The 12844-nt window shown below is 69.2% G+C and carries 15 protein-coding genes and 2 pseudogenes; 12 read left to right on the forward strand and 5 right to left on the reverse strand.

Going from position 1 to position 12844, the window contains the following annotated elements:
- From TY51_RS14630 to TY51_RS14645, 4 genes and pseudogenes are all read left to right on the forward strand, one after another.
- Nucleotides 1-687: DUF484 family protein (locus TY51_RS14630; RefSeq protein ID WP_373960716.1), on the forward strand; the 687-nt coding region annotated here is incomplete at its 5' end.
- Nucleotides 684-1594, forward strand: a pseudogene (locus TY51_RS23575) (tyrosine recombinase XerC). The gene TY51_RS14630 and the pseudogene TY51_RS23575, both read left to right, overlap by 4 nt.
- A 51-nt stretch (nucleotides 1595-1645) precedes the next feature.
- Complete coding sequence (gene msrA / locus TY51_RS14640) at nucleotides 1646-2221, forward strand: peptide-methionine (S)-S-oxide reductase MsrA (RefSeq protein ID WP_052650271.1); 576 nt, start codon at nucleotides 1646-1648, stop codon at nucleotides 2219-2221.
- On the forward strand, nucleotides 2221-3090 hold the full coding sequence (locus TY51_RS14645; RefSeq protein WP_042250731.1) for a 50S ribosomal protein L11 methyltransferase: 870 nt from the start codon (nucleotides 2221-2223) through the stop codon (nucleotides 3088-3090). Before msrA ends, TY51_RS14645 begins: the two co-directional genes overlap by 1 nt.
- 85 nt (nucleotides 3091-3175) lie before the next feature.
- Here the strand turns inward: TY51_RS14645 and TY51_RS14650 are convergent, their stop codons facing one another.
- Both TY51_RS14650 and TY51_RS14655 read right to left on the reverse strand, forming a co-directional pair.
- Nucleotides 3176-3370 carry a DUF1127 domain-containing protein gene (locus TY51_RS14650; RefSeq protein WP_042250734.1) on the reverse strand — a complete coding sequence of 65 codons (195 nt, stop codon included), beginning with the start codon at nucleotides 3368-3370 and terminating at the stop codon, nucleotides 3176-3178.
- Between the two features lie 191 nt (nucleotides 3371-3561).
- Nucleotides 3562-4281: a 16S rRNA (uracil(1498)-N(3))-methyltransferase gene (locus tag TY51_RS14655; protein WP_042250758.1), complete on the reverse strand. Its 720-nt coding sequence runs from the start codon at nucleotides 4279-4281 to the stop codon at nucleotides 3562-3564.
- A gap of 15 nt (nucleotides 4282-4296) precedes the next feature.
- Between TY51_RS14655 and ubiA the strand changes: the two genes are divergently transcribed.
- The 5 genes from ubiA to TY51_RS14675 all read left to right on the forward strand — a co-directional run bounded on the left by ubiA (nucleotide 4297) and on the right by TY51_RS14675 (nucleotide 7783).
- The gene (gene ubiA / locus TY51_RS14660; protein WP_042250736.1) at nucleotides 4297-5235 is read left to right on the forward strand and encodes a 4-hydroxybenzoate octaprenyltransferase; all 939 of its coding nucleotides are present in this window, start codon (nucleotides 4297-4299) and stop codon (nucleotides 5233-5235) included.
- A 61-nt stretch (nucleotides 5236-5296) separates the two neighbouring features.
- Entirely contained in the window at nucleotides 5297-6754 is a 1458-nt protein-coding gene (locus tag TY51_RS14665) for a BON domain-containing protein (RefSeq protein ID WP_052650273.1), read from the forward strand.
- Nucleotides 6715-7185 carry an OmpA family protein gene (locus tag TY51_RS20405; RefSeq protein WP_052650275.1) on the forward strand — a complete coding sequence of 157 codons (471 nt, stop codon included), beginning with the start codon at nucleotides 6715-6717 and terminating at the stop codon, nucleotides 7183-7185. The genes TY51_RS14665 and TY51_RS20405 overlap by 40 nt, the downstream gene beginning before the upstream one ends.
- Before the next feature lie 23 nt (nucleotides 7186-7208).
- Nucleotides 7209-7457, forward strand: coding sequence for a hypothetical protein (locus TY51_RS14670; RefSeq protein ID WP_042250739.1), 249 nt, complete (start codon nucleotides 7209-7211; stop codon nucleotides 7455-7457).
- Complete coding sequence (locus TY51_RS14675; protein ID WP_042250742.1) at nucleotides 7454-7783, forward strand: hypothetical protein; 330 nt, start codon at nucleotides 7454-7456, stop codon at nucleotides 7781-7783. The genes TY51_RS14670 and TY51_RS14675 overlap by 4 nt, the downstream gene beginning before the upstream one ends.
- 18 nt (nucleotides 7784-7801) lie before the next feature.
- Here the strand turns inward: TY51_RS14675 and TY51_RS14680 are convergent.
- The 3 genes and pseudogenes from TY51_RS14680 to smpB form a co-directional block, all read right to left on the reverse strand.
- Nucleotides 7802-8981: pseudogene (locus tag TY51_RS14680) on the reverse strand (aromatic amino acid transaminase).
- Complete coding sequence (sseA, locus tag TY51_RS14685; RefSeq protein ID WP_042250744.1) at nucleotides 8981-9832, reverse strand: 3-mercaptopyruvate sulfurtransferase; 852 nt, start codon at nucleotides 9830-9832, stop codon at nucleotides 8981-8983. The pseudogene TY51_RS14680 and the gene sseA overlap by 1 nt, the downstream one beginning before the upstream one ends.
- Nucleotides 9833-9893: 61 nt before the next feature.
- On the reverse strand, nucleotides 9894-10367 hold the full coding sequence (smpB, locus tag TY51_RS14690) for an SsrA-binding protein SmpB (RefSeq protein WP_042250747.1): 474 nt from the start codon (nucleotides 10365-10367) through the stop codon (nucleotides 9894-9896).
- 90 nt (nucleotides 10368-10457) lie between these two features.
- Here smpB and TY51_RS14695 point away from each other — a divergent pair, with 90 nt between their 5' ends.
- The 3 genes from TY51_RS14695 to TY51_RS14705 form a co-directional block, all read left to right on the forward strand.
- Complete coding sequence (locus tag TY51_RS14695) at nucleotides 10458-10895, forward strand: ion channel (RefSeq protein WP_042250750.1); 438 nt, start codon at nucleotides 10458-10460, stop codon at nucleotides 10893-10895.
- A gap of 3 nt (nucleotides 10896-10898) precedes the next feature.
- Entirely contained in the window at nucleotides 10899-12557 is a 1659-nt protein-coding gene (locus TY51_RS14700; protein ID WP_042250753.1) for a thiamine pyrophosphate-binding protein, read from the forward strand.
- On the forward strand, nucleotides 12554-12844 hold a 291-nt coding region (locus TY51_RS14705; RefSeq protein ID WP_042250755.1), incomplete at its 3' end, for a P1 family peptidase. The genes TY51_RS14700 and TY51_RS14705, both read left to right, overlap by 4 nt.

The raw sequence follows: 12844 nt of genomic DNA on the forward strand, positions 1-12844 counted from the left end.
GGCTGCATGACCGACGCGCTGGACCCTGAAACCCGCGACCGGCTGCTGGCCGATCCGGGGGCGATCCTGGCCGACCGGGACCTGATGCGGGCCCTGGTCGCCGCGCGCGAGGCCGAGGCCGGTGACAACGTCATCGACATCCGCGGCCGCGCGATGGAGGCGCTGGAGACCCGGCTGGACCGGCTGGAATCCACGCATGAAAGCGTGATCGCCGCCGCCTATGACAACCAGTCCGGCATGGCGGTGATCCATCGTGCCGTGCTGGGCCTGCTGGAAACGGCCGATCTGGCCGATTTCACCGCCGCCCTGCAGACCGACATCGCCCCCCTGCTGCGCATCGAGACGCTGCGCCTGGTGGTCGAGGACGATCCCGCCCCCGCCCTGCCGCGCGACGTCGTGGTGGTCCCGCATGGCACCATCGACCGCATCCTGACCGCCGGACGGCGTGCGCCGCGCGGCGACGACATCGTGCTGCGCGACGCATTGGTGGTGACCCGACCCCTGCACGGCCGCACCATCGCGTCCGAGGCGCTGCTGCCGCTGGACCTGGGTCCGGCGCGGCCGCGCGCGGTGCTGCTGATGGGCAGCAGCGATCCGACGCGGTTCATGCCGGCGCATGGCACCGACCTGCTGCGCTTCTTTGGCCAGGTGTTCCGCATGGCCCTGCTGGCACGGTTGCCCGGATGATGGCCCCGGCCACGGCGGACGCCCTGAACCGCTGGCTGGAGACAGAGGCCGCGAGCCGCGACCGGTCCGACCACACCGTGACCGCCTATCGCGGCGATCTGGTCGCGTTCCTGCAGTTCATCGCCGCCTATTGGGGCGAACCGGTGCCCCCCGCGGCACTGGCCCGCCTGCGGCAGGCCGACATGCGCGCATTCGCGGCGTCCGAACGCGGGCGGGGCCTGGGCGCGCGGTCGCTGGCGCGGCGCATGTCGGGGGTGCGGTCGTTCCTGCGCTGGATCTCGGACCGCGAGGGGTTGGACCTGTCCGCCGCCCTGTCGACCCGCAGCCCGAAATACAGCCGCAGCCTGCCGCGCCCCCTGACCCCCCTGCAGGCCCAGGACACGCTGGACCGCGTGGCCGATCATGCGACGCCCTGGGTGGGCGCGCGTGATCTGGCGGTGCTGACCCTGCTGTGGGGATCGGGGCTGCGCATCTCCGAGGCGCTGTCGCTGGACGGGGACGACTGGCCCTTTCCCGACGGCTGATCATCCGCGGCAAGGGCGGGCGCGAACGCCAGGTCCCGGTCCTGCCGGTGGCGCGCGACGCCATCGACGCCTATCTGCGCCTGTGCCCCTGGGGCCACCGCACCGACGCGCCGCTGTTTCGCGGCATCCGCGGCGGTCGCCTGACCGCCAGCGCGGTCGAGGGTGCGATGCGCCTGGCGCGCGCGGCCCTTGGCCTGCCGGCCAGCGCCACGCCGCATGCCCTGCGCCACAGCTTTGCCACGCATCTGCTGTCCGCGGGCGGCGATCTGCGCACGATCCAGGAACTGCTGGGCCATGCCAGCCTGTCGACCACCCAGGTCTATACCGGGGTGGACGACGCGCAGCTGATGGCCGTCTATCGCGCCGCGCATCCGCGCGGTTGAACCCCGACGCGGTCCCGCGCGTTTGCTCCATCATCCATCAACGAGGCCCCGATGACCGATCATGCCATCTTTCACCGCCCCCTGGGGGCAACCCCGCCCGCCGGCTACGACCAGGCGATCTTTGGCATGGGATGCTATTGGGGGGTGGAACGGTTGTTCTGGAAACAGAACGGCATCTGGCTGACCGAAGTCGGCTTTGCCGGCGGCGACGTCCAGAACCCCACCTATGACCAGGTCAAGCGCGGCGATACCGGGCATGCCGAGGTCGTGCGCGTGATCTATGACAGCTCTCTGATCAGCTATGATCACCTGCTGCAGCTGTTCTGGGAGAACCACGATCCGACACAGGGCGACCGTCAGGGCAACGACGTGGGCAACCAGTACCGCAGCCTGATCATGACCTTCACCACCCTGCAGGAAGCCGCGGCCGAGGCGTCCAAGATCGACTATGACAACCGCCTTGCAGTCCAGGGTCTGGACAAGATCACCACGCAGATCGTTCCCGCCGGTCCCTTCTGGCCCGCGCACGAGGCGCATCAGCAATATCTGGAAAAGAACCCCGACGGTTATTGCGGGCTGAAGGGCACCGGCGTACAGGCCAGCATTCCCAACCCGGATCCGATCTGATGCCCACCTATACCGCGCTGACCCACCTGCCCGGCCGCGAGGCTGCCGAAGACCTGGCCCTCGCCTGCGAGGACCTGACCCCCGAGCCCGTCGGCACCGGCATCTTCGAGATCGAGGATGGCAGCGAACGGTGGGAGGTCGGCGCCTATTTCACCGAAGCCCCCGACGAGATCGCACTGGCGATCCTGGCCGCGGCCTATGGCGCGCAGCCCTTTGCCGTGTCGGAACTGCCCGAGGTCGATTGGGTGGCCCATGTGAAACGCGAACTGACCCCCGTCCGCGCGGGCCGGTTCTTCGTGCATGGCAGCCACGATGTCGACCAGGTCCCCGAAGGGGTCGAAGCGCTGTGGATCGAGGCCGCGATGGCCTTTGGCACCGGCCACCACAACACCACCAAGGGCTGCCTGGAGGCGCTGGACCGTCTGGCGACCGACGGGTTCAAGGCGACGCGCATCGCCGACATCGGCTGTGGCACGGCTGTGCTGGCGATGGCGGCGGCCCGGCTGTGGCACGTCACGGTTCTGGCCAGCGACATTGACCCGGTCGCGGTGGACACGGCCGCCGCCAATGTCATCGCCAACGGCCTGGACGGTCGCGTCGAATGCATGGAGGCTGCGGGTTTCGACCACCCGATGCTGGAACGCGCCGCGCCCTATGACCTGGTGGTCGCCAACATCCTGAAGCAGCCGCTGATCGATCTGGCCACCGACATGGCCCGCCATGTCGCCAAGGATGGTCGCATCGTGATGTCTGGCATCCTGACGACGCAGGCCGACGATGTCACCGCGGCCTATCAGGCCGTCGGATTCGCGCCCGACCGGCGCGACGACATGGGCGACTGGACCACGCTGGTGATGATCCGCACCTGACCGCGCGCCACCCACCGGACATGAAAAAACCCCCGCGAGCATTCCGCTTTCGGGGGTTCGTTCGTCATGGTGGCAGTCGCAAGCCTTAGAAGCCGCGCGCAACCCGCTCGATGTCGCCGCGGCACAGACCGATATCGTCCAGTTCGCGGTCCGACAGGCGGCCCAGTTCGCGACGCGTCATGCGGGTTTCCCGCCAGGACGCGATCAGCGACGTGATTTGCGCTACGACGTTGCCCACGCCTCCGACAGCCACGCTGCGGTTCGTTTCGATCGTCGACATCAGTTCACCTGTTTTCACTTTGCCCAGTCAGCGGGCACATTTCGGATATACAGGAGATAGTTTCAGCAGCCCGCGAACAGTAGCCACAAAACCGGCAACCCCGCTATGCGCTTTTCGCAACAGGTTCAGCCATTTCTTTCGCAAAAAGGTCACGAAGGGGCGCAAACCGAACCCCTCGGTCTGCCTGTTGGTTAACGCCAGTCGCCCAAGGCCGCCTGCCACAGCGCCAGCGCCGCGACCGCCGCCGTATCGGCGCGCAGGATTCGCGGCCCCAGGCTGACCGGCGTGACAAAGGGCAGCCGCGCCAGATGCGTGCGTTCGGTGGCAGAGAACCCGCCCTCGGGGCCGATCAGGATGGCCCAGGGCCCCTGCGGCAGGCCAGCCAGCGTCTCGGCCGGGCCGGCCCGGGATTCGTCCGCCCACAGGATGCGCCGCGCCGGGTCCCACCCGTCAAGCACCCGCGACAGGGGTGCCAGATCGGCGACCGGGGGGACGAAGGTGCCGCCGCACTGTTCCGCAGCCTCGATCGCGTGGGCCTGCAGGCGGTCTTGGCGGATGCGGTCGGAATTGGTGTGGTCGGTCTGCACGGGCAGGATGCGGGCCGCGCCCATCTCTGCCGCCTTCTCCACGATGAAGTCGGTGCGGGCCTTCTTGATCGGCGCGAACATCAGCCACAGGTCGGGCGGATCCTGCTGGACCGCGGTCTGGGCCACCACCGACAGGCTGCCGCCGCGCTTTCCGGCGTCCAGCAGGGTCGCCTGCCATTCGCCGTCGCGCCCGTTGAAGACCGACACCGCGTCACCCGGCCGCAGGCGCATGACGCCCGACAGGTAATGCGCCTGCGGCCCGTCCACGGGAACGGGTTGTCCTGCAACCAACGGGTGATCTATGAACAGTCTGATCTTAGCCATGATGGGCGCGACGCTATGCAAAGCCGGACAGAAAGGCCAGACGCCGTCTTTGACGCGCCGCCCGACAACTGGGTGGACCGCTTTGCGCCCGTGCGCACGCGGCCCTGGCTGCGGCTCAGCCGAGCGGACCGGCCCATCGGGACGTGGCTGCTGCTGCTGCCCTGCTGGTGGGGGATCGGGCTGGCGATGATGGCGGATGCGCCGCGGCTGTTCGACCTGTGGATCGCGTTGGCCTGCGCGATCGGCGCATTTGTCATGCGCGGCGCAGGCTGCACCTGGAACGACATCACCGACCGCGACATCGACGCGCAGGTGGCGCGCACCCGGTCGCGGCCGCTGCCCTCGGGGCAGGTCAGCCTGCGCGGGGCCTATCTGTGGCTGGGCGCGCAGGGGCTGGTTGGGTTGGTGATCCTGGTGACGCTTGGCCAGGCGGCGGTGTGGATGGGGGTCGCGTCGCTGGCGCTGGTCGCGATCTATCCCTTTGCCAAGCGGTTCACCTGGTGGCCGCAGCTTTTCCTGGGCTTTGCCTTCAACTGGGGGGTCATGCTGGCCTATGCCGCGCATATGGGTCGGGTCGATCCTGCGCCGGTGGTGGCGTGGCTGGGCGCGATCGCCTGGACGATCTTTTACGACACGATCTATGCCCATCAGGACGCGGACGATGATGCGCTGATCGGGGTCAAGTCCACGGCCCGGCTGTTCGGGGACCGCAGCCCCGCGATTCTGGCGGGATTTGCGCTGCTGGCGGTGGCGGTGCTGGCGGTGGCGGTGGCGCTGACGGGTCGCAATCTGTTGATGGGCTGGGCGGGCGTGCTGGCCCTGGGACTGCACCTGATGTGGCAGCTGCGGAATTTCCAGCCCGATCAGGGTGCTGTCTGCCTGCGCCTGTTCCGGTCGAACCGCGATGCGGGGCTGATTCTTGCGCTGTTTCTTGCCATTGCGGGGCTGGCATGATTGCCTCGCGCGGGTCCCGTCGCTAGACGTTGCACGCTTGCAACAGCACAAGGTTTTCCCGATGGCCCGACGCCGCCGCCTTTCGACATCCCTGGCCACCATCATCGTGTTGGCGGGCGCGGGCGGATTGTCCTGGATGGGTGCCGAGGCCGCCGCGACCTTCATCGAGGACCGCGCCACCCGCGACGTGACGCAGGCGTTGCAGGCCGCGGGCCATGACTGGGCGCATGTGGTGACCGACGGGCTGCGCGTCCGCCTGACCGGCACCGCCCCGTCCGAGGTCGAGCGGTTCCGCGCGGTGACCGAGGCCGGCACCGCCGTCGACGCCACGCGTGTCCTTGACGAGATGACCGTCGCCTCGGTCGAGGCGATGACACCCCCCGATTTCAAGGTCGAGCTGCTGAAGGGCGACCAGGGCCTGTCCCTGATCGGGCTGGTCCCCGCCGCCACCGACCGCGACGCGATGCTGCGCGCGCTGCGCCCCGGCGGCCAACCGGTGACCGACCTGCTGGAGGCCGCGGACCACCCCGTCCCCGACGGCTGGACCGAGGCGCTGCGGTTCGGCCTGCAGGCAGCCCAGATGACCACGCAGGCCAAGATCTCGATCGCGCCGGGGCAGGTGCAAGTCGCTGCGCTGGCCGCCGACCGTGCGGATCAGGGGCGGCTGGAACAGGCGCTGCGCCGGGCTGCCCCCCCGCAGGTCACGCTGGACATGCAGATCACCGCGCCACGCCCGGTGATCGCGCCATTCACGCTGCGGTTCGTCATGGACGAACGGGGCGGTCGTTTCGACGCCTGCGCGGCCAGCGACGATGCGGGCCGCGACCAGATCGTGCAGGCGGCGCAGGATGCGGGCATGCAGACGGTGCCGACCTGCACACTGGGCCTGGGCGCGCCGTCCGACGATTGGGCCGATGCCGCCGCCGCTGCCATCGATGCGGTGGGCCAATTGGGTCAGGGCCAGGTGACGCTGTCGGACGCCGACGTGGCGCTGGTCGCGCCTGCCGACGTGACCCGCGAACGGTTCGACCAGGTTGCGGGCCTACTGGAACAGGCGCTGCCTGCCACCTATCGCCTTCAGGCTCAGCTCGAACAGGCACCGACCCAGGCCGCGCCCATCGAATTTCAGGCGACCCTGCCGCCATCGGGCAGCCTGTCGATGCGGGGGCGCATTGCCGATGCGCAGATGCAGCAGGCCGTCGACAGCTTTGCCCGATCGCGGTTCGACGTGGCGCAAAGTGGCCTGCGCACCGATCCGTCAGTTCCCGGAGGCTGGACCGTCCGCGTGATCGCGGGGCTGGAGGCGATGGGCGCGCTGCAGGCGGGCCAGGTTCGCGTGACCCCAGACATGATCGAGCTGACGGGCGTGTCGGGTGATCCGCAGGCCAGCGACCGGGCCGCGGCGCTGCTGTCCGAACGCCTTGGCGCGGGCGCGCGCTATCGCCTGGCGATCAGCTATGACCGCCGCATGGACGCGCCTTGGGCCTGCCCGACGGCGAGGAATGCGTCGCGCGCCTGAACATCATCATGTCCGAGAGCGAGATCGGGTTCGAACCCAACCGGTCGTCCATCGCGGGGGATCCGGAGCCGACGATGGAACGGTTCGTCCGTGCCATGGCCGATTGCGGCGACTTCCAGATCGAGGCCGGCGGCCATACCGATTCGCAGGGCTCCGAAGGTTTCAACGCCGAACTGTCGCGGTCGCGGGCGCAGGCCATCGTGTCCGCGATGGCCGATGCCGGGATCAGCGTGGCGAACATGTCCGCCCGCGGCTACGGCGAAAGCCGCCCCGTCGCCACCAACCAGACCGAGGAAGGCCGCGAGATCAATCGCCGGATCGAGTTCCGCCTGCTGTCGCCGCACCCGCTGGACGCCGACAACATCCCCGCCCCCGTCACCATCGCAGGTGTCACCGGCGAGGAGGTCGACCCGCCCCCGCCGAGGACCTGACCCAAGGGCCGCGCCTGCCGCCGATGCAGGGACCGCAGCTGCCCGACCGCGCGGCACAGATGCAGGGCCCGCAACTGCCCCACAGCCGCGCGGCATCCGGGATGGTGCCGATGACCGTGGGGGTCGCGGAACAGTTCCAGACGCTGGACGAGCGCGAGGAAAACCTTAGGGTGCCCGTGCTGACGCCCGATGACGACACCCCCCGCCCCGGCCCGCGTCCCGACAGCGTCGCGGACCAGGCCGGCGCGCAAGACGAAGCGACCGACGAATGAACAGATCCGAATTCATAGCCGTGACAGCCCTGATCCTGTTCGGGGCCTTCGTGCTGGGGTGGATCGCCAGCTGGCTGGTCCATCGCGTCGCCCGCCCCGCCCGTGCCGACATGTCGGAGCTGGACCGCATGGCCCAGCAGCTGCACGAGGTCGAGGAGGAGCGCGACGAGGCCGTGGCCACCCTGGCCGAACGCGAAGCCGCGCTGACCACCCGTCTGGCGGGCGCGCAGGCCGAATTGCGCGATGCGATGGACGGGTTGCGCGACAGCCGGACCGAGGTCGAGGAACTGCGCGACTATATCGAACAGGCGCTGGCGCGTCGCTGACGCGCCAGCCTGCCCGCATCAGATCCCGGCGTCGATGATCGCGCGGGCCAGCACCGGAACCGTGTCGCGGTTCAGGCCCGCGATGTTCAGGCGCGAATCGCCCACCATGTAGATGGCCGCATCGGTCTTCAGGCGCTGCACCTGTTCCGGCGTCGCGCCAAGGCGCGAGAACATGCCGCGATGGTGGCGGATGAAATCGAACCGGTCGCTGCCCGACAGGTCGCGCAGCTCGGCGGCCAGCTGGTCGCGCAGGCCCAGCATGGTGTTGCGAACCTCCTCCAGCTCGGCCGCCCAATCGGCGCGCAGGGCGTCGTCGGTCAGGATGGTGCTGACGATGCGTGCACCATGGTCCGGCGGGAACGAGAAGTTCTGGCGGTTCAGATAGGCCATCGACCCCTGCGCCAGATCGCGCGCCTTGGTATTGTCGGCCAGCGCGATCAGGATGCCGGTGCGTTCGCGATAGATGCCAAAGTTCTTGGAACAGGACGCCGCGATCAGAACCTCGGGCAGGCTGCGGGCGACCAGACGCGTCGCCTCGGCATCCGCGTCCAGGCCGTCGCCGAAGCCTGATAGGCCAGGTCGATCAGCGGCACCGCGCCCGATTTCTCCAGGATCGCCACGACCTCGGACCATTGCTCCAGGGTCAGGTTCGCGCCGGACGGGTTGTGGCAGCAGCCGTGCAGCAGGACGATGTCGCCCTTGCCCGCCTGCGCGATGTCGGCCTTCATGCCGTCGAAATCGACGCCGCGGGTTTCCGCATCGAAATAGCGGTATTCGGTATAGGGCATGCCCATGAAGGCCATGATCGACAGGTGGTTCGGCCAGGTCGGGTTCGACACGAAGACCCGCACGCCCGGATTGGCCAGCCGCGCCAGCTCCAGCGCCTGACGGATGGCACCCGTGCCACCCACGGAGGCGACCGAGGCCAGACGGTCGGCGGGCAGTTCGCCCAGCACCATCGTGGCCAGCGCGTTGCGATAGTCGGCCTCTCCGGCAAGGCCGGTATAGGCCTTGGTGGTCTGGGTCTCCCAGATACGCTGTTCAGCGGCCTTGACCGCGCGCATGACCGGGGTGACGCCCTGCGGGTCCTTGTAGACGCCCACGCCCAGGTCGATCTTGCCTGGCGGGTATCGGCCTTGAACTCCTCGATCAGCATCAGGATCTTGTCGGGGCTTTGGGCTTTCAGGTCGGTCAGCATCAGGCGTCTCCGGTTGCGATGTTCAGGTCGGCAAAGCTGCCCCATTCGGTCCAGCTGCCGTCGTAAAGCGAATGGTCACGGTGGCCCGCACGTTCCAGCGCAAAGGACAGCGCGGCCGCCGTCACGCCGCTGCCGCAGGTGGTGATGACCGGGCGCGACAGGTCGATGCCGACATCCGCAAAGGCCGCGCGGATCGCATCGGGCTCGATCATCGTGCCGTCGGCGTTGAACAGCCGGCCGAAAGGCAGGTTGCGCGAACCGGGGATGTGGCCGGCGCGCAGGCCCGCGCGGGGTTCGGGCTGATCGCCGCGGAACCGTTCCGGGCTGCGTGCATCCACGATCTGCGGATCGCCCAGCTTGCTGGCCGCGGCCACCTGAGTCACGTCGCGCACCAGGCCCGCCTGACGCTGGACGGTGATGTGGCGGTCGCGCATGACGGGGGGCATGTCCTCGGTCGGGCGACCCTCGGCGCGCCATTTCGGCAGGCAGCCGTCCAGAACGGCCACGTCGGTCTTGCCCATCAGGCGGAACGTCCACCACACGCGAAAGGCGCTGCGTACGTCGGAATTGTCATAGATGACCACCTGATGCCCGTCGCCGATGCCCATCGCGCGCAGGCGGCTGATGAACATCTCGGGCGGGGGGGCCATGTGCGGCAGGGTCGACCGCTTGTCGGCGATCGCCTCGATGTCGAAGAACCGCGCGGCGGGGATATGGGCCGCGTCGTATTCCGCGCGCGCGTCGCGGCCGGATGCGGGCATGTGCCAGCTGGCGTCGATGATGCGCAGGTCGGGATCGGACAGATGCGCCGCCAGCCAGTCGGTCGAGACCAGTGTCTTCGGATCGTCCATCGCCGTCCCCCTTGGCTTGTGCCGCCCCGATCTACAGGCCGGGGGCCAAGGCTGCAATGGCCTATCCCTGCTTCAGCAGGCGGGCCTTCTGACGATTCCAGTCGCGGGCGGCGCTGGTTTCGCGCTTGTCGTGGTTCTTCTTGCCCTTGGCGACGGCGATCTTCAGCTTCACGATGCCGCGGTGGTTGAAATACATCACCAGCGGAACCAGCGTCATCCCCTCGCGCGCGGTCGACTGCCACAGGCGGGCCAGCTCGCGCGATTTCACCAGCAGCTTGCGGCGGCGGCGTTCCTCGTGGCCAAAGACGCCGGCCCGCGACAGGGCCGCGATATAGCCGTTGATCAGCCACAGTTCCCCACCCTCGACCGAGGCATAGCTTTCGGCGATGTTGGACTGTCCGACGCGCAGCGACTTGACCTCCGACCCGGTCAGCATGATGCCGACCTCGAGATCGCTCTCGATGGCGTAATCGAACCGGGCCCGCCGGTTCTCGGCGATCACCTTGTAGTTCTTGCTGTCGTCATCCTTGGCCATGGCTGGTCAGATAGGCGCGACGGGTGCATCTGTAAAGGCATGCGTTGCGCGATGGCCGTGCCCTGGGCTAGGTCTGTCGCAGGGGGGACCATGCTGGGACAGATCGCGTTCGGGTCGGTGCTGATGGTGACCAGCGTGCTGATGGCCGCACTGGCCATCTGGGCGCTGGAAACCGCGTTCGCGCGCAACGCCCGCTGGCTGGCCCGCGCGCCCCACCGGCCCAAGCTGGCCTTGGTGATCGTCGCGACCAGCCTGGCGGTCCTGGGGATGGTGACGGCGTCCGTCTGGCTGTGGGCGGGGGCGTTCCACCTGCTGGGCGTCTTTGCCACATTCGAGGAGGCGATGTATTTCACCTTGGTCACCTTCACCACGCTTGGCTACGGCGACGTGCTGATGCCTCAGGACTGGCGCATCTTGGGCGGGCTGGCGGCGGCGAACGGGCTGTTGCACTTTGGCCTGATGACGGCGTTCATGGTCGAGGCGCTGCGCCACGTCCGCGTGCGCCAGATCGAATTCACGGAAGGGTAGCCGATGCGGCATGGCGGTCAGATCTTGGTGCAGGCGCTGCGCGCGAACGGCGTCACGCGGGTGTTCTCGGTGCCGGGCGAAAGCTTTCTGGCGGCGCTGGACGGGCTGGTCGACAGCGGCATCCGCAACATCGTCTGCCGCCACGAAGGCGGCGCCGCGATGATGGCCGAGGCCACGGGCAAGCTGACCGGCAGGCCCGGCGTGGCCTTCGTCACCCGCGGACCGGGGGCCACCAATGCCAGCGCGGGCGTGCATGTGGCGCGGCAGGACAGCACGCCGATGATCCTGTTCGTGGGCCAGATCGCCCGCGGCGACCAGGACCGCGAAGCGTTCCAGGAGGTCGATTACCGCGCCATGTTCGCGCCCTTGGCGAAATGGGTGGCCCAGATCGACGCGACCGACCGCATCGCCGAATACGTCGCCCGCGCGTTCCACGTGGCGATGTCGGGCCGCCCCGGCCCCGTGGTGCTGGCCCTGCCCGAGGACATGCTGTCCGGCCATGCCGACATTCCCGACCTGGCCGCCGCCACCGCCCCGCTGTCCCATGTCGCGCCGCAATCGGTGCAGGCCGTGGCCGACGCGCTGGCAACCGCGAAACGCCCGCTGGTCGTCGCCGGCGGCAGCCAGTGGTCGCAGGACGCGGCCGAGGATCTGGCCCGCTTTGCCGCGGCCTGGGATCTGCCCGTGGCCGTGCCCTTTCGCCGTCAGGATCGCATGGACAACCGCCTGCCCCATTACGTGGGCGATCTGGGCGTGGGCATGAACCCGGCGCTGGCCGCGGCGCTGCGCGAGGCGGACGTGATCCTGTCGCTTGGGTCGCGGTTGGGGGACACGCTGACCGGGGGGTACAGCGCGATGGACCCGGTGCGCCCGCATGCCCGCGTGATCATGGTCCACCCCGACCCCGACCAGCTGGGCGCGCTGTGGCGGGCCGATCCGGGTCTGGTCGCCGATCCCCGCCGCGTGGTGGCCGCGCTGGCCGACCTGCCCGCCCCCGCGACGCGCTGGTCCGAGTGGCGGGCCCGGCTGCGCGCATCCTATGACGACTGGCAGACCCCGTGTCCTACGCCCGGCGCGTTGCGGCTTGAACAGGTGGTGGGCTGGCTGGCGCAGAACCTGCCCGCCAATGCGATCGTCACCAACGGCGCGGGCAACTATGCCAGCTTCCTGCACCGCTATTTCCGCTGGCGGTGTCATGGCACGCAGCTGGCGCCCACGTCGGGGTCGATGGGATACGGCCTGCCCGCAGCCATCGCCGCCAGCCTGGCGCATCCCGACCGCACCGTGGTCTGTCTGGCGGGGGACGGCTGCCTGCAGATGACCGTGAACGAGCTGTCGACCGCCGCCCAGTACGGCGCGACGCCCATCGTCATCGTGGCCAATAACGGCCGCTATGGCACGATCCGGATGCATCAGGAACGCCACTATCCGGGGCGGGTGTCGGGCACCGACCTGTTCAACCCCGACCTGCCCGAGCTGGCCCGCGCCTATGGCGGCCACGGAGAGCTGGTCGAACGCGACGAGGATTTCGCCCCCGCCTTTGAACGCGCCCGCCTGTCGGGCCGCCTGTCCGTGATCGAACTGCGCTTGGACCCCGAGGCGCTGACCCCCGGCGCGACCCTGACCCAGACCCGCGACGCGGCCCTGAAGGCGCAGGCATGATCCCCGGCCCGCGCAACCGGATCACCGACGTGGCCGGGCTGCGCGTGGGCCATGCCCAGGACGATGCCCTGCGGTCCGGGGTCACCGTGCTGACCGCCGATGCGCCCTTTGCGACCAGCGTCCACGTGATGGGCGGCGCGCCCGGCACGCGGGAAACCGACCTGCTGGCGCCCGACAAACTGGTGGGCGGGGTCGATGCGCTGGTGCTGGCGGGCGGATCGGCCTTTGGGCTGGCCGCCTGCGACGGGGTCATGGCGGCGCTGCACAAGGCCGGGCGCGGCTTTGCC

This window comes from Paracoccus sp. PAMC 22219 (assembly GCF_000787695.1).
Classification (GTDB): Bacteria; Pseudomonadota; Alphaproteobacteria; order Rhodobacterales; family Rhodobacteraceae; genus Paracoccus.